The organism is Pseudomonas sp. CCI3.1 (assembly GCF_034313985.1).
Taxonomy (GTDB): Bacteria; Pseudomonadota; Gammaproteobacteria; order Pseudomonadales; family Pseudomonadaceae; genus Aquipseudomonas; species Aquipseudomonas psychrophila.
Window position 1 is genome coordinate 94,549 of record NZ_JAVIWO010000002.1, and the last position, 16,908, is coordinate 111,456.

Annotated in this window: 17 protein-coding genes; 12 read left to right on the forward strand and 5 right to left on the reverse strand. The window is 53.8% G+C overall.

Translation table 11 applies throughout. The features are described 5' to 3' along the window. Positions 1-4 precede the first annotated feature (4 nt). From RGV06_RS25630 to RGV06_RS25645, 4 genes are all read right to left on the reverse strand, one after another. On the reverse strand, positions 5-262 hold the full coding sequence (locus RGV06_RS25630; RefSeq protein ID WP_322152113.1) for a hypothetical protein: 258 nt from the start codon (positions 260-262) through the stop codon (positions 5-7). A 181-nt stretch (positions 263-443) separates the two neighbouring features. Continuing rightward, positions 444-824, reverse strand: a complete 381-nt coding sequence (locus RGV06_RS25635) for a hypothetical protein (RefSeq protein WP_322152115.1) — start codon at positions 822-824, stop codon at positions 444-446. Further along, the gene (locus RGV06_RS25640) at positions 821-1,201 is read right to left on the reverse strand and encodes a hypothetical protein (RefSeq protein WP_322152116.1); all 381 of its coding nucleotides are present in this window, start codon (positions 1,199-1,201) and stop codon (positions 821-823) included. Before RGV06_RS25640 ends, RGV06_RS25635 begins: the two co-directional genes overlap by 4 nt. 48 nt (positions 1,202-1,249) lie before the next feature. Next, positions 1,250-3,766, reverse strand: a complete 2,517-nt coding sequence (locus RGV06_RS25645; protein WP_322152118.1) for a type IA DNA topoisomerase — start codon at positions 3,764-3,766, stop codon at positions 1,250-1,252. A gap of 141 nt (positions 3,767-3,907) precedes the next feature. Between RGV06_RS25645 and RGV06_RS25650 the strand changes: the two genes are divergently transcribed. The 10 genes from RGV06_RS25650 to RGV06_RS25695 all read left to right on the forward strand — a co-directional run bounded on the left by RGV06_RS25650 (position 3,908) and on the right by RGV06_RS25695 (position 12,631). After that, positions 3,908-4,306: a lytic transglycosylase domain-containing protein gene (locus tag RGV06_RS25650; RefSeq protein ID WP_322152120.1), complete on the forward strand. Its 399-nt coding sequence runs from the start codon at positions 3,908-3,910 to the stop codon at positions 4,304-4,306. An 8-nt stretch (positions 4,307-4,314) separates the two neighbouring features. Then, the gene (locus RGV06_RS25655; RefSeq protein WP_322152122.1) at positions 4,315-5,445 is read left to right on the forward strand and encodes a conjugal transfer protein TrbA; all 1,131 of its coding nucleotides are present in this window, start codon (positions 4,315-4,317) and stop codon (positions 5,443-5,445) included. Continuing rightward, positions 5,442-6,434: a DsbC family protein gene (locus RGV06_RS25660; RefSeq protein WP_322152125.1), complete on the forward strand. Its 993-nt coding sequence runs from the start codon at positions 5,442-5,444 to the stop codon at positions 6,432-6,434. Before RGV06_RS25655 ends, RGV06_RS25660 begins: the two co-directional genes overlap by 4 nt. Positions 6,435-6,442: 8 nt before the next feature. Next, positions 6,443-7,729: a DNA primase gene (dnaG, locus tag RGV06_RS25665; RefSeq protein ID WP_322152127.1), complete on the forward strand. Its 1,287-nt coding sequence runs from the start codon at positions 6,443-6,445 to the stop codon at positions 7,727-7,729. 11 nt (positions 7,730-7,740) lie between these two features. Next, positions 7,741-9,966, forward strand: coding sequence for a TraM recognition domain-containing protein (locus tag RGV06_RS25670; RefSeq protein ID WP_322152128.1), 2,226 nt, complete (start codon positions 7,741-7,743; stop codon positions 9,964-9,966). Between the two features lie 9 nt (positions 9,967-9,975). After that, complete coding sequence (locus RGV06_RS25675; protein ID WP_322152130.1) at positions 9,976-11,346, forward strand: hypothetical protein; 1,371 nt, start codon at positions 9,976-9,978, stop codon at positions 11,344-11,346. Between the two features lie 18 nt (positions 11,347-11,364). Next, positions 11,365-11,592, forward strand: coding sequence for a hypothetical protein (locus RGV06_RS25680; protein ID WP_322152132.1), 228 nt, complete (start codon positions 11,365-11,367; stop codon positions 11,590-11,592). A 75-nt stretch (positions 11,593-11,667) separates the two neighbouring features. After that, a complete protein-coding gene (locus tag RGV06_RS25685) occupies positions 11,668-11,928 on the forward strand; it encodes a hypothetical protein (protein WP_322152135.1) in 261 nt (86 codons plus the stop codon). A 160-nt stretch (positions 11,929-12,088) separates the two neighbouring features. Beyond that, entirely contained in the window at positions 12,089-12,343 is a 255-nt protein-coding gene (locus RGV06_RS25690; RefSeq protein ID WP_322152137.1) for a hypothetical protein, read from the forward strand. Positions 12,344-12,367: 24 nt separating this feature from the next. Further along, positions 12,368-12,631, forward strand: a complete 264-nt coding sequence (locus RGV06_RS25695; RefSeq protein ID WP_322152139.1) for a hypothetical protein — start codon at positions 12,368-12,370, stop codon at positions 12,629-12,631. Positions 12,632-12,831: 200 nt separating this feature from the next. Here RGV06_RS25695 and RGV06_RS25700 read toward each other — a convergent pair whose 3' ends face one another. Continuing rightward, complete coding sequence (locus RGV06_RS25700) at positions 12,832-13,395, reverse strand: recombinase family protein (RefSeq protein WP_019334898.1); 564 nt, start codon at positions 13,393-13,395, stop codon at positions 12,832-12,834. 63 nt (positions 13,396-13,458) lie between these two features. Here RGV06_RS25700 and RGV06_RS25705 point away from each other — a divergent pair, with 63 nt between their 5' ends. Both RGV06_RS25705 and RGV06_RS25710 read left to right on the forward strand, forming a co-directional pair. Then, positions 13,459-14,118, forward strand: coding sequence for a LysE family translocator (locus RGV06_RS25705; protein WP_322152146.1), 660 nt, complete (start codon positions 13,459-13,461; stop codon positions 14,116-14,118). Positions 14,119-14,197: 79 nt separating this feature from the next. After that, the coding region (locus tag RGV06_RS25710; protein WP_322152142.1) for a Tn3 family transposase at positions 14,198-16,908 on the forward strand (2,711 nt) is incomplete at its 3' end.

Here is a 16,908-nt window from a genome sequence, read left to right on the forward strand (position 1 = left end):
GTCCTTAAATCTGAGCCCGTACCTGTGCGCCATAATTCGCAATGACACGGCGCACGGTGTCTACGTCATCTATCGAAATTCTGCTTCTCTCAATAACAATGTCAGCTTGCTCCTGACGCAATTGATCCAGGCGCTCTTTGTTGGGCTCAGGTTTGGCCCTCTCTTCATGGATTGCCTGAGATCGTACTGCGAGTGCGTTTCCGATGGTTTCCATCGCGCATTCGTATTCGGCGACTTGCTGGCTAGTCAATGGACCTGGCATTTGCGAACCCTCACGCTGTGGCTTAACTGTGTGACAAATCAGAGCAATACCGGCTGCGAAAAAAAGAGCTGCGTGTACCAGTTCGCCGGCGACACTGAACCCGTGGCGGACTGACAACACTGCATAGGAAAGGCCGATTAGTAAACTGCCGCTCCCTACGGTTGTACGCCAAATCCTCTGACTATTCATCAGGCTTGCCCCCCTGATCCTTGACCAACGTAAGTGTGTAGGCCTCATTCATAACCCCCATCAGGTTTTCGGCTGTCTCAGGGCTTTCGCAACGGAATAGCACCAGAGCCCTTGGAATATTCATTGCCCGGTCAATATGAGCCGGTACAACCACTTCAAGCCGTTCGATGTTGTAGACGTTTGCGAAAGCCACCCCTTCTGTACCGGTGATGCTTAGGGTTCTGTCTATCGAGGCTGTAACGGCCGGTGGTAATGCAGGCTTATTCTGATCGTCTAGCATCATCAAGGACACGATGAAGGGTACAAGTTTTCCTTTTCCATTCGCTGCGTAATACGCAGGAACAAACTTCATGTCATCTTCGTTAAACATCATTTCTTCTCCCAGCGTTTCACATCGAGCGCAAGGAATGGATCATTCATGCCACTCTGCTCATCAAGCGAGCCGAATGCAGCAATATTTTTTGCGCGCTCTTTGAGCCAGCTGTCAAAAATTGATTGAGCCTGTGAATCAGTAACTTTGACGAGCTTCCCATTCTGAGAGAAAAAAACAGGCATCCTGAATGTTTTACTGCTGTCGACCGATATAGAAACTTCAAACCAGCTGGTTTTCCCATCAGTGACTTTGAAGAATTCTGCGTGCATACCTTGAATTAGCTGTCGCTGAACACCTTCTTGTTCATGCGATTTTTCTGACATATCGCAACCTGCAATCAGAATAGCGAGAACTAAAGGGAATAGACGTATAAACATGTATTGCTCCTTACTCACCAGCTAGGTGGTCGATTTGGATGTTTGGACTTAGGCACGGTCAGCACCTTTCTTTTCAAACTCGAACTCCACCTTCCAGCTTTCTCTATTCAATTTGAGTTTTGCAGAAAAAGCTCTTTTGGTTTTTTGGCTCGTGAATCCGCTCAGATTTTCGGTTATACCATCTGTAACTAATGCTTTTAATTCAGCGTCATTCAATGTTCTGCCAAGCAATTCTGAAAACAATTTGAATTGACACGAAGGGCATTCTAGTATTCTCCCAGTGAGGGCAAGAGTAGTCTGGCATCGAGGGCAGTTAAGCGGTGCAATTACTGGTTGCACCTTAGAAGTTGATACTACGGGTTGATCAAATAGGGGCTTTGTTTTTCCAGTAATGCGATCCAGGGATAGACGCGCCGAGAATTTCTTTTGCTTCTCACGCCCCACTAGATTTTGAAGAGTGCGCGTTTCACCTTTTTTTAATAATGATTCAATATCCTTTGCTCCGAGCAGCTTACCGAATGCTTCGTGCCAAAGAACAAATTTGCACTGACTGCAAGCAGTAAGCTTACCTTTGTTTTGTAGTTCGCCTGCGCAGTTGGGGCAAGGGATTTGTTCACCAGGTGCAGGTGGTAGGGCTGACATTTCAGCGACTTTCGCAACTTCAACGACGTCACGAACGAAGCTCTCGGCATACTCCATGAAGGCTGCATGAGTGAGTGTGCCACTTGCAACCTGATCCAGTGATTGCTTGAAGTATCCCGCCTGTGCAGGATCTTTCACCTTCATCGGTAGAGCGTCGATGAGGTTTCTGGCCTGCGCACTTGTCATGAGCTTTTTCTTGCCCTTCGGCGCAGGTATGAAAAGTTCACGCTTTTTCATGTCCGCAATAATGCCAGCACGTGTCGAGGTTGTTCCTATCCCCTCCCCCTCTTTGAGCAGTTTACGAAGTTCCGGATCGACCACGTACCTGTGCACGTTCTTCATCGCATCCAGCAGCATATTGTCATCGAGGCGTGGTGGTGGCGTGGTCATGTGCTCAACTTGTTCGCAAGACAAGCACGCAACATTGTCCCCCTCATTCAGCATAGGTAGCGTCAGTGTGGGAAGGTTGTCTTCTGTAGCTTCTGCCCCGTCCAAAGGTGGCGGCTCTTGATAGATTGCTTTCCAACCCATTTGCACTGGTGTGGTTCCGCTGGCCGAGAAAGTTTCACCCTCTATATCCACCTGCAGAGATGCTGCCCGGTATGTGTAGTAGCTCGCAAATTGGGCCAGGTATGCACGAATGACCAGCTCGTAAACGTTTCGCTCACACTCTGTCCACTCTGCCGGGCTCACCATTTTTTCCGGAATGGAAGGCACTATCCCGTGGTGGGGAGTCGGCTCGCCGGTCGGCGTGCGAACTTTCGCATCATTGAAGGCTGCTGATTTATGGGAGGGATCAATGAGGTCAGCGATTTGGTTCAGGTCAGGCCGAATTTGCAGTACAGCCGCGATCACTGCAGCAGCTTCATCGTGATGGGCTTCTGATAGGTACCGGACATCCGTCCTTGGATATGTCATGACTTTGTATGTGTCATACAGCTTCTGAGCTGCGTCCATGACTTCCTGAGCGGAATAATCATACCGGCTGAAACCTTCCATCTGCAGCTCGTTCATTGAGAGCGGTAGTGGGGGTTTCTTGCTTTTGTCGGTGACAGCGCATTGGGTAACAGAGCCATTACGGCCCTTCATCCGTTCTGCAATTGATTGTGCCACTCTAGAGTCTACTACACGTCCATCTCCATCCAGGCCAGACTGATCTGACCGAGGTGTCCACCGAGCTTGAAAGGACGTTCCTTCATCTGGTTGCAGTTGCACAGTAACTACTTGATAGGCATGAGGCAGGAATTCTTCTATCAGCCTGTCGCGCTCCCTGGCTATATAGAGCAGTGGCGTCTGTACGCTCCCAACCGGCAGTAACCCCTGCTGCCCAACTTCACGGCCACGCAAGGTCATTGCTCGGGTGCCATTCATGCCCAGCAACCAATCGTAGCGACTACGAGCCAACCCCCACCGTCTCCAGCCTGTGAACAATGGCTCAGTGTTTTCACGGATATTGGCGAGCGACTCTTTGATTTTATTGGCATTGTAGTCGTTGATCAGCACCCTCCGCACAGGCTTATCGAACTGAAAATACTCAAGCGCTTCATCAACGAGGCACTGTCCCTCTTCGTCCGGATCTCCGAGGTGGTGAACTACATCACACCACTGCAATAACTCTTTAAGCTTCGCGATACGAGGCTTCTTGCGAGGGTCTGGTAAAAGCTTCCAAGCCCTAACTGCCGGGATGATGGGCAAATCAGCCATCCGCCAGACCTTTTTATTACCAGTCGTCAAAGGCACATTGTCAGGAAGGTAGTGATCTGGTGGAGCTTGTTGAAACGCATGGCCATCAAGCCAGATAAACCACTGCTCGCCTCTGCGTGCCCAGCCTGGTCCTCGATCTTCGGTGGTGCCCGGGATGGCCGAATAAATACCCTGAGAAAGCTGAGATTCTTTCTCAGCAATCCACAATACCCTTTCCATTAAAAACTCCTTCCTGAACGAGGCTGAAATCCGCAATTTGGCGGATTTGCATAAGGCTGATTCAACTTGCCTTGATTCCGTAGAATGGCTACCATACGGAAAATTATAGCCCATTGCTAGGGATCGAGAAAGGACGAAACGATGATTCCATTACCAGTGGCTGAGCCGCCTGTACCGGTCTGTATGGTTGAAGCGGCGCGAGATTACAGTTTGCCCCTAAGGGTAATGATCGCGCTTTGGATGACAGAGGGAGGCAGTACCGGGACTTTGAGCCCAAATACAAATGGTACGGTCGACCACGGTCCTTTTCAGATCAACACCGTGTGGGCCCAGAAATTACAGGGCGAATTCGGCGTTTCACCTCAGATGATCACGAAGAACTTTTGCTGGTCTGCGCGCGCCGCTGCATACATTTTGCGCTACGAGATAAATCAGGCAAATGGCAGCTTTTGGGATGGGGTTGGGCATTACCACTCCAGGACACCGAAGTACAAATACCCGTACATCCAGCGCGTTTACAACAACTCGCTCAAGTTCTAGGAGGATTTATGGCTAGGCATGGACAAAATCAATCCGAGGGTATGGGGGTTGTGTGGATTGTATTGATCGCTCTACCAATCGCATTCGGATGGATGTTTTGGCATCGGTGGCACGGAACTATCAGCTATTGGGCCTTGAAATGGGTTTGGTACCAGCTTGCCATGTTCGATTGGCCATTTATGCCTGAAGCAATTAGGGAGTGGCGGGCTCAGGCCGCAAGCATGGCCATGTACCCTTCGAAAGTTACTTTCCCCGAGCTTTTGAGCATGCTCAACAAAGCTGGGTATTTCTACATTATCATTCCGCTTGTAATCATCGTCCGTGGCTTTCTTACCGCTCACCGTCACCCGATGAACAAGACGCGCCGAAAGGTTACGGTTGAAACTCTACCTTGGATTATGTCCAAGCACTCCCCCGCTATTATTCCCTCCCTGTACTACGGCAACCCCCAGACTCTTTTGCTAAATGATGATCCGGTCGAGCATCGGAGTGCTGTGCACCCACAAGAGTGGGCGTTGGAGCATGGACTTATCGTTAATAACAAGCTTGATCGCGAGCGCTGCGGTCAACTCATGATCGAATCTTTAGGTAAGCCAGTCGCATCACTAAACGAATTGAGCCCTACGGAGCGTGCCATGTTCGCGGTATTTGGCGCACGCCTCCTATCAGAGGGAAAAGATATCAGCGTTGCCCAGCAACTCTTGGACGACCTCAACCGCTCTTGTCACACGGGTACGTTCGAAGGGAAGAAAGGTTATCCAAATCTCGGTCTAACTGACGCGGCATTTAAAAAATACTCGGTTCACCCTGACGCCCAGGCATTTCTCCTCCGTCACCCCTACCCCCGAACGATGCTGTTCGCCATGCACAAGCTCGCGTCCAAAAGCGGCAAATTGCCTTCCTCCCAGTTCCGATGGTTGAAGGGCATGGACCGTAGTCTTTTCTATGCCTTGAACATCGGCCTGCGCAAGGCTCCATTTCTTGAGCAGAGTTCTGTTTTTACCCAGATGCAGTGGGAAGAGTATGCAGAAAACGTTGGTTATCGCCTTACTGAGCCTTTAATTGAAGACGCGATAAATGGCGTCGAAAAATATCTCGCCAAACTTGGTTTGGTTACCCAACAAGGAGAACCACAATGAAAAACCGCGACAGAATTCGCCAGTACGATACTTCTCTTCACGTCCACTTTGGATCAACCGGCGAGCGCCGCGCTGTTACAACACTCTCGTTGAACGATAGCCTTCAGGTTCGCCTGGATGGAAAGCGTCTGCTCTGGTCCAACTATGCCCAAGGTGCAAATCAAGAGTCCCTGCTTGAAGAGTTCGGAACTGAGGCGCTGGCTGGAAATGCTTTTGAGGCAATGCAACATGCCCTCGACCGCTTCTCGCGGCGTCGTGTGATATTCAGCCGCGTGAAAGGAGCTGTTAAGTGGGGGTTACTACCGGCGTTTGGTTTGATTTTAGCCCTTGGCCTGAACATGTACGCAGCCCGAATGACCGGTATCACCTCTCAAGCATCTGGTACCCCGGGCCAGGTGAATGAGCAGCCTGGTTACAACCCAAGTGCAAAGCAGCCTGGCTTGGCACCACCGCAACAGGCTCAGAACCTCCAGAATATGCAGCTTGGCAATATCCCCGGGCTTCCTCCAACCGCTGACCCATCAATCGTTAAGCAAGCCATCAATGCAGGCACGAAAGCTGGTAAGTACGCTGTACAGCTTTCTCAGGGGGAGAAGGGGACTGTTTACGTATTCTCTGATCCGTCATGCCCACATTGCCGCAATTTTGAACCAGAACTTGAAAAGCTTGCTACTGACTACACCATCCAGCTTTTCCCGGTATCGGTAATAGGCGGGCCAGACTCAAGCGCCGCGATTGCACAGATGCTTTGCGCCAAGCCTGAAGACCGTGCCAACTATTGGAAGAAAATCGTTAAGGGTGATCGCCTCGACGCAGTCAGTTGTCCCGAAGGCGAAGCAGCAGTTGCGGCCAATGACCAAATATTCCGCAAGCTGAATTTCTTGGGCACCCCCACAGTGGTGAACACCAACGGTGAACAAACTCCGCTGACCCTTCCGAATACCGCTCGGGCCATTTCGCAATGGTTGGATCAAACAAAGGCGCAGTGAGGATATTCATGGGCAAGTACATCCGGTACACCGATGAGTTCCTTGCCCGTGTGCGTGAGGACGCAGACCTGGTGGGAATCATTGGAAGAGACATAACCCTCAAAAAGGCAGGAAAGGCCTTTAAGGCTTGCTGCCCTTTTCATGGAGAGAAAACACCCTCTTTTGAAGTATCGGCTGAGCGGAACACCTACAAGTGCTTCGGGTGCCCCGCGCAAGGCGATGCAATTAAGTGGATGGTGGAGTTCCACAAACTCCCTTTCCAAGAAGCCGTTGCAGCTGTGGCGGCAGATTCAGGGATCTCAGTCCCTGAATCCAAGATCGACGATTCTGCCGAAGCGCAAATTCGCCGAAATCGCTTGGCTTCCCTCAATAAAGCCCTGCAAGACGCTGCACGCTTGTACGCGGGAGGGATCGAACGCAGTCCAAACGGCCACCAGTACCTCACAACCACCCGTGGGCTATCGGTAGAAACGATTACTTCCTACCAGTTGGGTACCGTCGCGACGGGGATCGTTGAGCTGTTAGCGAAACGTCACGACCCAGAAACACTCATCGATAGTGGACTCGCCATCCGTGCAGAAGACGGCCGTCTTTTTGACCGATTCCGCAACCGGATCATGATTCCAATCTACAACGAAAGTGCCGCTTTGATTGGGTTTGCAGGCCGCTCGATGATCGAAAAGCCCGACCGTACACCCAAGTATCTGAATTCGCCTGAAACAGAGCTTTTTCATAAAGGCAACGAGTTGTACGCATTGAACGTTGCCAAGCCGGCCATTCGCAGCGCCCGTCACGCTATCGTGGTTGAAGGCTATTTCGATGTGCTTACCGCTCACCAAGCCGGAGACTGCAGAGTCGTCGCCCCTATGGGGACCGCCCTAACAAATACGCAGGCTAGAAGGCTTTTCAGTCATGCCGATACTGTGACATTTGCCTTTGATGGGGATAAGCCTGGCCGATCTGCTGCGTTACGAGCTTCTGCAGTGGTTCTTGAGGAGATGCGCGATGGTAAAACGGTCCAATTTATGTTTCTCCCCGAAGGCAGTGACCCCGACCAACTGATCAGGACATATGGCTTGGATGCATGGAGCCATGCTTTGGATGCCGCGTATCCCTTGAGCCGATTTTTAGCCGATTACGTCAAACACGGCCTGGACATGGACGTACCTGAATCGCAGGTCCGCGCTGCTGAGAAGGCACGCAAAATACTCGCCCGCGTACGTGAGGCAGCCCTCTATAAACAGGCTCTTACCGCTCAGTTTGAAAGAACGATCGGTATGGCGTTGCCCGCCTAGGAGATCATTAAATGTCTCTCGACTCACAACACGAGATCAAGCCAGGCCGCATATCAAGGGACGTGCGCAGCTCTTGGACCAGGTTCAATGTTGCACTGTATCGCCCGAACAATTTCAAGTTGGCACTTTTAGCTATAGCGGGTCTTCTGTTCTATCAACCAGTCTTGTGGCCCGTCTGGATCTTGTTCTTGTCCATGCTGATCATGGCCTTCAAGGATCAGAAATTTCGTATGCCTATCCGGATGCCTAAAGACATCGGAGGATTGGATCGAACTGATTATTACGAGGAGTTGGTAGAGGAAAACTTCCTTTGGGGCTTACTCACTAAATCAAGGCTTTTTCGCAAGCTGCTAGCAGCCGGGGGCATCATGTACCTCGGGTTCCTCCGTACGCCAAACACAGACGGTATTGCTGCGAGCGCTGACGAAGGCCGTGAACTTTGGCTAAATAACTCAGACTGTCGTACCCACCTATTTTTACCAGGCACCACAGGTTCGGGGAAAAGTGAAACCCTGATGGGCATGTACTACAACGCTATTTGCTGGGGGACTGGAGCATCGTACGGGGACGGGAAGGCTGACTCCAATCTTGCGTTCTGTCTTTGGTCGCTAGCTCGCAGGCATGGCCGAGAGGACGACTTCCTAATCCTCAACTACCTCACAGGTGGTATGGATCCTTTCGAACACATGGTGGCCAGGGAGTCTGGTCTTCATGCAATGAATCAGCCTCAATCGAACTCCATGAACCCGTTCGGGGACGCAGCGGCTGACTTCCTCCTGCAGTTGATGGCTTCATTACTACCAGTCGCTAGCGGTGACGGTGCTCAATGGCAGCAAAAAGCGCTCAACATGATCGATGCCCTCCTACGTACGCTCTGCTACAAACGTGCAAAGGGTGAGCTTGAAATCTCCATCGGGGTGATCCGCCACTACCTCGCACTACAAAACCTTGTCCAGTTTTACATCGAGGGCCAGCAAGGGCTGATCCCTGAGCTGGCCTACCTACCGATCAAAGCCTACTTTGAAACTGGCTTACCAGGTTTCAACCCGCAACTCGCTGGTGACCCATCGAAGTGGGACGCAGAAGTATTCAACCAGCACGGTTATTTGACCGGGCAGTTTGCTCGTACTCTGTCGATGATGATGGATACGTACGGTCATATTTTCGCGGACAAATTCCCCGAAATTGACATGCTCGACGTGCTCCTCAATGACCGGCTGATTGCGGTCATGATCCCGACTCTCGAAAAATCAGCGTCTGAGGCTGCGTCGCTGGGCAAGCTTTACATTTCTTCAATCCGTTTGATGATGGCCCAGAACCTTGGCTACCGCTTAGAAGGTACTCGGGCAGACGTCCTGGATACCAAGGCTACCACCGCCCCTAATCCGTATCTGATCATCAGTGATGAGCTGGCCTACTACTTTGCCGCAGGCATCGCTGTCATGTTTGCTCAAGCGCGAAGTTTGGGTTTCATGATGGTCGCCGCCGTGCAGGATATTCAGGGGCTCAAACGCGGCGAAGCTGCCGACGAAGCGCCCTCGATGCTAGCCAACACAAAAGTGAAATGGGTGCTGGCCTTGGAAGACCCTGAAGATACATACGATTACATTCGCAAAGCAGGCGGGGAGGCTTATTACAGCGTACTTACCGGGTACGACCAGAACACCGGTGGGGCATACCAAGCGCAGGGTGCGGCAAATATCGAGCGTCGTAACAAGATCGAGCTTAGTGAACTGAAAAAGCTACAGGCCGGCGAGGGAATGCTGATTTTCAAGGACGCCGTAATTCCAGCATCAAGCTTCTACATCCCCGACGATCACAAAAAAACCAGTCAGCTTTCTGCCCGGATCAATCGATTCCTGCAGGTCGAGCGGCCGGAGTACAGCCGTTTGCCCCAAAGCGCTGAACGGATCAGTAAGCAGGACACCCACTCAGTTGACTACATATCGGCTCAACTTCGTAGGGTTGAAAAACCCTACTACCCAGCCTTGGATGACCCGATCCTCGATCAGATTGTAGCTACAGCGCGACACCTGGACAGTATCCAGCGCTTCGACGTACCTGCTGAGCAACGTGGTATTGCGTTATTTCAAGCAGCAAGAAAAGCACTACATGAAGCGGAAGCTCAGGGCCTCACTGGATATTTTCATCAACCTAAACCTGATCGGGAGCCTGAGGAAATGCTCGGCGACGATGGGGAGGATTATGAGATTCCAGAAGATGCATATGATTTATAAGGGGGCACGATGACAGCAATCAAGCTGGGCAACGACTTTTGGAAATTCACCAAGGATCAGATCGAGCTGCCTATTTATTGGCGTCCTGATGCAGTGTCGAACCACCACGTTGGAGTTGCAGGAACCTCCGGTGCCGGCAAGACGCACTGGATCAGGGAGTTCGTCACCAACATGGACGAACAGGTTGAGATCGATATCTTCGACTATCACGGCGACATCGAGATACCTGGTGCAGAAACAGTCCTTTTCAGCGAAGCGACACGCTACGGTTTCAATCCGCTAGTGCTGAATACTGATCCTCATTATGGTGGTGTTCGGAGGGCTGTTAATGATGTGATTGAAGCAATGAACAGTACTTCCAGGAAGCTTGGTGGGAGCCAGGAGGGTGTTCTGCGCCACCTTTTAACAGACGCCTACGCCGCCCGCGGAATTTATGTGGACAAGCCTCACACATGGCAGCGCCGGGAAGCGTCGGATGACGAAATCAAAGAGATTATTAAGCACAAACGCTGGGCAGATCTGAAGGCCGTTTACCCTACCCTATCCGACGTTGTGCGCCTGGCTAAACGGAAGCTGCGCGCATTATGGATGGGAATTGATGATCAGGATGACGGCAAACAGGCCCTGAGCTGCTTTGAAGACTACTGCAGAGCTATGGCGGCAATGAACAAACGGCGTGCGGATCTCGCCAAGTATCAGGGTCGGAATGACGACTCCGACATTGAGGCTCTTGAAAAACGGCTCGATACGGCAAAAACCAAAGCTGCAGATGCTCACCAAACGTTTTTGAGCAATCTACAGACTGGGCGCGAGTTTGACGATGCAATGAAGTATCACAGCAAGGATGTAATGCTGAGCGTCATTACTCGACTGGAGAACCTGATCGCGACAGGGATTTTCAATCCCAATCCACCGCCGTTTGGGAACGCTCGGATTCGTCGGCACAACATCAAACCTCTTGCCCAGTCCGAAGATGAATTGAAGATGTTCGTCAGGTTCCGGATGCGCGCAATCATCCGGGAGATGATGCAGCGTGGGGAATCCCATGGAAAACTTCGCCGCTTGATCGTCTTGGATGAGTCAAAGAAGTTCAATGACGAAGACGCCTCGAACCCAATCAACGTTGTCGTTACTGAGATGCGTAAATTTGGGCTTGCAATACTTCTGGCCGGCCAGTCCCCTGCGCACTTCAGCTCCGACTTCATCAAAAATGCCGGCACGCTTTTGCTGCTCAACCTCGCTACTGCTGACTGGGATGAGGCTGCACGCAAACTGAAGATCGATATCAAAGATTTGAAGTACCTTAGGCCTCAAACAAGCGGTGCGGTACGCATGCTTGAAAAAGGCCAGATCGCAAATTTCCGCCAAATTCACTTTTAAACGAGGTATGAAGTCGCTATGAACCCAGTGTTGTTGAACTTTCTGCGCAGTATTCGTCGGCTTAGTATGGTTGTGACCTACGTTGTCATTTTCGGGCTCATTTTCTACGGAATGGCATTGCAATTCAGCGGCAAAGAGCTAGAGCAAGGCCTGATGGAATCGGCCCTGAATTGGGTTTTTGTTGCGTTGGGAATCAAACTGCTGATCGATATCTTTTGGGGTGACAAGTTGAAGGCTAAAGCCTAGTATACGTACGTACGTACGCATATTGGCGGCGCGACGGGGCGGCTACCCCGGTTCAGAAATGTCTAGGAGCGTTACATGACTTTAAAAATTCCTTGCAGCAATATTTCGCAAGCTCTCGCAGAGCTACAGCCAGGTGAGTCTTTGCTGATTCCCTGCAATGGCAAAACCATTCAAGTTACTCAGTCCAGCATTACGTCGATGCTCAAAAAACGGAAACTGGTAATGGCAGAATTCTCCCAGAAAAAAACGCTTCTAATACGGGATGAGAACTCTATGCCCGATCCTCTGATCCTTGTTTCCAGGCTCAGTGTGCGTGATGGCGCGTCTGCTGCCTGAAGGCAGGAAGGTTGCGGGTTTGCTAGGAATCGGCCACTGACCTGAACCATACCGAAAGTTAAGGGAGAATCGCACCAGGTATACCAGAGGCCCAGCGCAATGCTGGGCTCTAGTAGTAGAGCGATGCGGCTTTCGTATCCGTTGATTTGAGGGCGTGAACATGGAAGCAAAAATCAAGTTGCCGGAAGGTGCTTACGCAGCGCTTGAAGGCCTCAAGGCACAGGCTAGTGCTGCAGTGCGGATGTTTCCCGGCAATAACGTTGTTGAAGGGAAAAAAGCGCTTAAAACAGCTCATGCACAGATTGCTGCCAACGAAGTTTGGGCAAAGAAAATCATGAGAGCGATCCTAGCAGGTGACGGGAAAACCACTGTAGAAACCGCTGACGCCGCATGGCTTGAGCGCATTTTTTTCTGAACCCACCAATAAACCCGGTGAATTATGAACAACCTCAAAAGCACACTCGCCCAAATCGATGATGAACTGCTAGCAGAGCTGCTTGAAGCCGCCCAGTTCGCGCTAAACGACACGCGTACGGCAAAGCGCTTATCAGCCGAATTGGATATCCCAGTGGCTCGTATAAAGGCTCTAGCTTACACAGCTGTGCAGCTTTCAATGGAGCCAGGTGCTGTGCCAGACATCTCCACAGTGGCCCAGCTCGATGCCTTCCAGGAAGAGCTGACCGGGCTCGGCAAACTCAACTGAACCCCAAGCCTTGCCCCCAAAAGTTGGGGCCGATAACTGAAGTCTTGAAGGAAAGTTTTTTGATAACCGGTGCTTTGTGCAGATACACCACGGTAGACAATTCCTAAAAATCTATCCAAGCTGTACGCATGTACAGTATGAGGATTTGCCGTGTCCTGGTTCTCGTCGGGGTCGTCTCAGAAAACGGAAAATAAAGCACGTTAAGCTCCAATTTCGCGCAGGTACTGGTACAACGTTTCGCGGCTGATGCCAAATTCACGGGCCAGCTTTGCCTTTTGCTCGCCGGCCTTGACGCGTTGCAGAAGTTCAGCGGCGCGTTCGGGCGAAAGCGCTTTCTTGCGGCCCCTGTATGCTCCGCGCTGTTTGGCGAGCGCGATGCCTTCCCTCTGTCGCTCGCGGATCAATGCTCGCTCGAACTCGGCGAACGCGCCCATGACCGACAACATCAAGTTTGCCATCGGCGAATCCTCACCGGTGAAGGTCAGGCATTCTTTGACGAACTCGATGCGCACACCGCGCCTGGTCAGCTTTTGCACAAGGCGGCGCAGGTCATCGAGGTTGCGGGCCAAGCGATCCATGCTGTGCACCACCACCGTATCTCCTTCGCGCACGAAGGCCAGCAGCGAGTCAAGTTCTGGGCGCTGGGTGTCCTTGCCCGATGCCTTGTCGGTGAATACCTTTCCGACTTCGACCTGTTCCAGTTGCCGCTTCGGGTTTTGGTCGAAGCTGCTGACCCGGACGTAGCCGATACGTTGACCTTGCAAGATGCCCCCAAACAGAAAAGTGTCAGGAATAAATCTATGACCTTGCGTAGCTTGTGTCAATAAATTAAGCGATGGAGTCTATCCGGACGTTTCTGGGTAGGCTGTCCTGACGTCAGGTTAGGGCATACCGCCGCCTGCCTGTTGCTGGTGCTTTCCCCCGGGCCGGACAACCTGCTGGCCATCGCCAGGGGCCTGAGCCAGGGGCGCATGGCGGCGGCCATTTCGGGGGTTGCGTCGGGCACCGGGATTCTGTTTCACGTAGCCACCGCCTCGTTGGGCCTGACCCTATTGATGCAGACATCCGCCGTGGCCTTCTGGGTCGTAAAAGTGATCGGCGCCAGCTACCTGGTGTGGCTGGGTATCAAGGTCTTGCGTTCGCGCAGCCTGATCAACTTCAAACCGGCGGCACGGCAATCGCTCAAAAGCATCTTCCTCACCGGCTTCCTGTCTGCGGCGCTTAACCCTAAGCCGGGACTGTTTGTGCTTGCGTTCATTCCACAGTTCGTCAACCCATCATTGGGCTCGGTCACTGTGCAGATGCTGGTCTACGGCACCTGGTTCGCCGCGTTGACCGCCCTGGGCTTTGCGCTCATGGGAATTTTTGCAACGCGCCTGTCGACCTGGCTGCAGCGCAAGCCAAAAGTTGTCAACGGCCTGAATGTCGGCGCCGGACTGACCTTCGTCGCGTCCGGGCTTTCGGTAGCAGCACTCAGCCAAAAATAACCCATGATTGCTCATGGGTTATTAGTTGCAGGCCTTACGCTCGGATCAGGTGATCAAAAGCACTCAGGGAAGCCTTGTCATGCCACGCCGTTCTATCCTGTCCATTGCCGAGCGTGACAGCCTGCTGGCATTGCCAGATACCAAGGAAGAACTGATTCGTCAGTACACGTTTAGCGACACCGACCTGTCCATCATTCGGCAGCGGCGCGGCCCGGCCAACCGCCTGGGCTTCGCCGTGCAGCTCTGCTACCTGCGCTTTCCCGGTGTCATCCTTGGCGTCGATGAGCCGCCGTTTCCGCCTTTGCTGAAACTGGTCGCTGACCAGCTCAAGGTTGGCGTCGAACGCTGGGGCGAGTATGGCCAGCGGGAACAGACCCGGCGCGAGCACCTGGTCGAACTGCAAACGGTGTTCGGCTTCCAGCCCTTCACGATGAGCCACTACCGGCAGGCCGTCCAGTGGCTGACCGAGCTGGCCATGCAAACCGACAAGGGCGTCGTGCTGGCCAGCGCCTTGGTCGATCATCTGCGGCGGCAGTCGGTCATTCTGCCTGCCATCAACGCCGTCGAACGAGCGACCACCGAAGCGATTACCCGCGCCAACCGGCGCATCTACGATGCCCTGGCCGAACCGCTATCGGACGCGCATCGCCGCCGCCTCGACGATCTGCTCAAGCGCCGGGACAACGGCAAAACGACCTGGCTGGCCTGGCTGCGCCAGTCGCCCGTCAAACCGAACTCGCGGCACATGCTGGAACACATCGAACGCCTCAAGGCGTGGCAGGCGCTCGACCTGCCTTCCGGCATCGAGCGGTCGGTTCACCAGAACCGGCTGCTCAAGATTGCCCGCGAGGGCGGCCAGATGACGCCCGCCGACCTGGCCAAGTTCGAGGCGCCGCGCCGCTACGCGACCCTGGTCGCGCTTGCCATCGAGGGTATGGCCACCGTCACCGACGAAATCATTGACCTGCACGACCGCATCCTGGGCAAGCTGTTCAACGCCGCCAAGAACAAGCATCAGCAGCAGTTCCAGGCGTCCGGCAAGGCGATCAACGCCAAGGTGCGGCTGTTCGGCCGCATCGGCCAGGCGCTGATCGAGGCCAAGCAAGCTGGCCGCGATCCGTTCGCTGCCATCGAGGCCGTCATGTCCTGGGATGCCTTTGCCGAGAGCGTCACCGAGGCGCAGAAACTCGCACAGCCCGAGGATTTCGATTTCCTGCACCGCATCGGCGAGAGCTACGCCACGCTGCGCCGCTACGCGCCGGAATTCCTCGACGTGCTCAAGCTGCGGGCCGCGCCCGCCGCCAAGGACGTGCTCGACGCCATCGAGGTACTGCGCGGCATGAACAGCGACAATGCCCGCAAGGTGCCTGCGGACGCGCCGACCGACTTCATCAAGCCGCGCTGGCAGAAACTGGTCATGACCGACACCGGCATTGACCGGCGTTACTACGAACTGTGTGCCCTGTCGGAGATGAAGAACGCGCTGCGTTCCGGCGACATTTGGGTACAAGGCTCGCGCCAGTTCAAGGACTTCGAGGACTATTTGGTGCCGCCCGCGAAATTCGCCAGCCTCAAGCAGGCCAGCGAATTGCCGCTGGCCGTGGCCACCGATTGCGACCAGTACCTGCATGACCGGCTGACGCTGCTGGAAACGCAGCTCGCCACCGTCAACCGCATGGCGCTGGCCAACGAGCTGCCGGACGCCATCATCACGGAGTCGGGCCTGAAGATCACGCCGCTCGATGCGGCGGTGCCCGACACCGCGCAGGCGCTGATCGACCAGACAGCAATGATCCTGCCGCACGTCAAGATCACCGAACTGCTGCTGGAGGTAGACGAATGGACAGGCTTCACCCGGCACTTCGCGCACCTGAAATCGGGCGACCTGGCCAAGGACAAGAACCTGCTGCTGACCACGATCCTGGCCGACGCGATCAACCTGGGCCTGACCAAGATGGCGGAGTCCTGCCCCGGAACGACCTACGCCAAGCTCGCCTGGCTCCAAGCCTGGCATACCCGCGACGAAACCTATTCGACGGCGCTGGCCGAACTGGTCAACGCGCAGTTCCGGCATCCCTTCGCCGAGCACTGGGGCGACGGCACCACGTCATCGTCGGACGGCCAGAATTTCCGAACCGGCAGCAAGGCCGAGAGCACTGGCCACATCAACCCGAAATACGGCAGCAGTCCTGGGCGGACTTTCTACACCCACATCTCCGACCAGTACGCGCCATTCCACACCAAAGTGGTCAATGTCGGCGTGCGCGACTCGACCTATGTGCTCGACGGCTTGCTGTACCACGAGTCCGACCTGCGCATCGAGGAGCACTACACCGATACGGCAGGATTCACCGATCATGTATTTGGCCTGATGCACCTGCTGGGCTTCCGCTTTGCGCCGCGCATCCGCGACCTGGGCGACACCAAGCTGTTCATCCCCAAGGGCGACACTGTCTACGACGCGCTCAAGCCGATGATTAGCAGCGACAGACTGAACATCAAGGCTATTCGCGCCCATTGGGATGAAATTCTACGGCTGGCCACGTCGATCAAGCAGGGCACCGTGACGGCTTCGCTGATGCTGCGCAAGCTCGGCAGCTATCCGCGCCAGAACGGCCTGGCCGTGGCCCTGCGCGAGCTGGGGCGTATCGAGCGCACGCTGTTCATCCTGGATTGGTTGCAAAGCGTGGAGCTGCGCCGTCGCGTGCACGCTGGGCTGAACAAGGGCGAAGCCCGCAACGCGCTGGCCCGCGCCGTGTTCTTCAACCGGCTGGGCGAAATCCGCGACCG

What these genes read in the sequence shown, in the direction of transcription:
- RGV06_RS25645 (WP_322152118.1), bottom strand. Translation starts at nt 3,766, where the DNA reads ATGGAAAGGGTATTGTGGATTGCTGAGAAAGAATCTCAGCTTTCTCAG.
- RGV06_RS25630 (WP_322152113.1), bottom strand. Translation starts at nt 262, where the DNA reads ATGCCAGGTCCATTGACTAGCCAGCAAGTCGCCGAATACGAATGCGCG.
- dnaG (WP_322152127.1), top strand. Translation starts at nt 6,443, where the DNA reads ATGGGCAAGTACATCCGGTACACCGATGAGTTCCTTGCCCGTGTGCGT.
- RGV06_RS25655 (WP_322152122.1), top strand. Translation starts at nt 4,315, where the DNA reads ATGGCTAGGCATGGACAAAATCAATCCGAGGGTATGGGGGTTGTGTGG.
- RGV06_RS25685 (WP_322152135.1), top strand. Translation starts at nt 11,668, where the DNA reads ATGACTTTAAAAATTCCTTGCAGCAATATTTCGCAAGCTCTCGCAGAG.
- RGV06_RS25660 (WP_322152125.1), top strand. Translation starts at nt 5,442, where the DNA reads ATGAAAAACCGCGACAGAATTCGCCAGTACGATACTTCTCTTCACGTC.
- RGV06_RS25640 (WP_322152116.1), bottom strand. Translation starts at nt 1,201, where the DNA reads ATGTTTATACGTCTATTCCCTTTAGTTCTCGCTATTCTGATTGCAGGT.
- RGV06_RS25650 (WP_322152120.1), top strand. Translation starts at nt 3,908, where the DNA reads ATGATTCCATTACCAGTGGCTGAGCCGCCTGTACCGGTCTGTATGGTT.
- RGV06_RS25680 (WP_322152132.1), top strand. Translation starts at nt 11,365, where the DNA reads ATGAACCCAGTGTTGTTGAACTTTCTGCGCAGTATTCGTCGGCTTAGT.
- RGV06_RS25635 (WP_322152115.1), bottom strand. Translation starts at nt 824, where the DNA reads ATGATGTTTAACGAAGATGACATGAAGTTTGTTCCTGCGTATTACGCA.
- RGV06_RS25690 (WP_322152137.1), top strand. Translation starts at nt 12,089, where the DNA reads ATGGAAGCAAAAATCAAGTTGCCGGAAGGTGCTTACGCAGCGCTTGAA.
- RGV06_RS25675 (WP_322152130.1), top strand. Translation starts at nt 9,976, where the DNA reads ATGACAGCAATCAAGCTGGGCAACGACTTTTGGAAATTCACCAAGGAT.
- RGV06_RS25695 (WP_322152139.1), top strand. Translation starts at nt 12,368, where the DNA reads ATGAACAACCTCAAAAGCACACTCGCCCAAATCGATGATGAACTGCTA.
- RGV06_RS25670 (WP_322152128.1), top strand. Translation starts at nt 7,741, where the DNA reads ATGTCTCTCGACTCACAACACGAGATCAAGCCAGGCCGCATATCAAGG.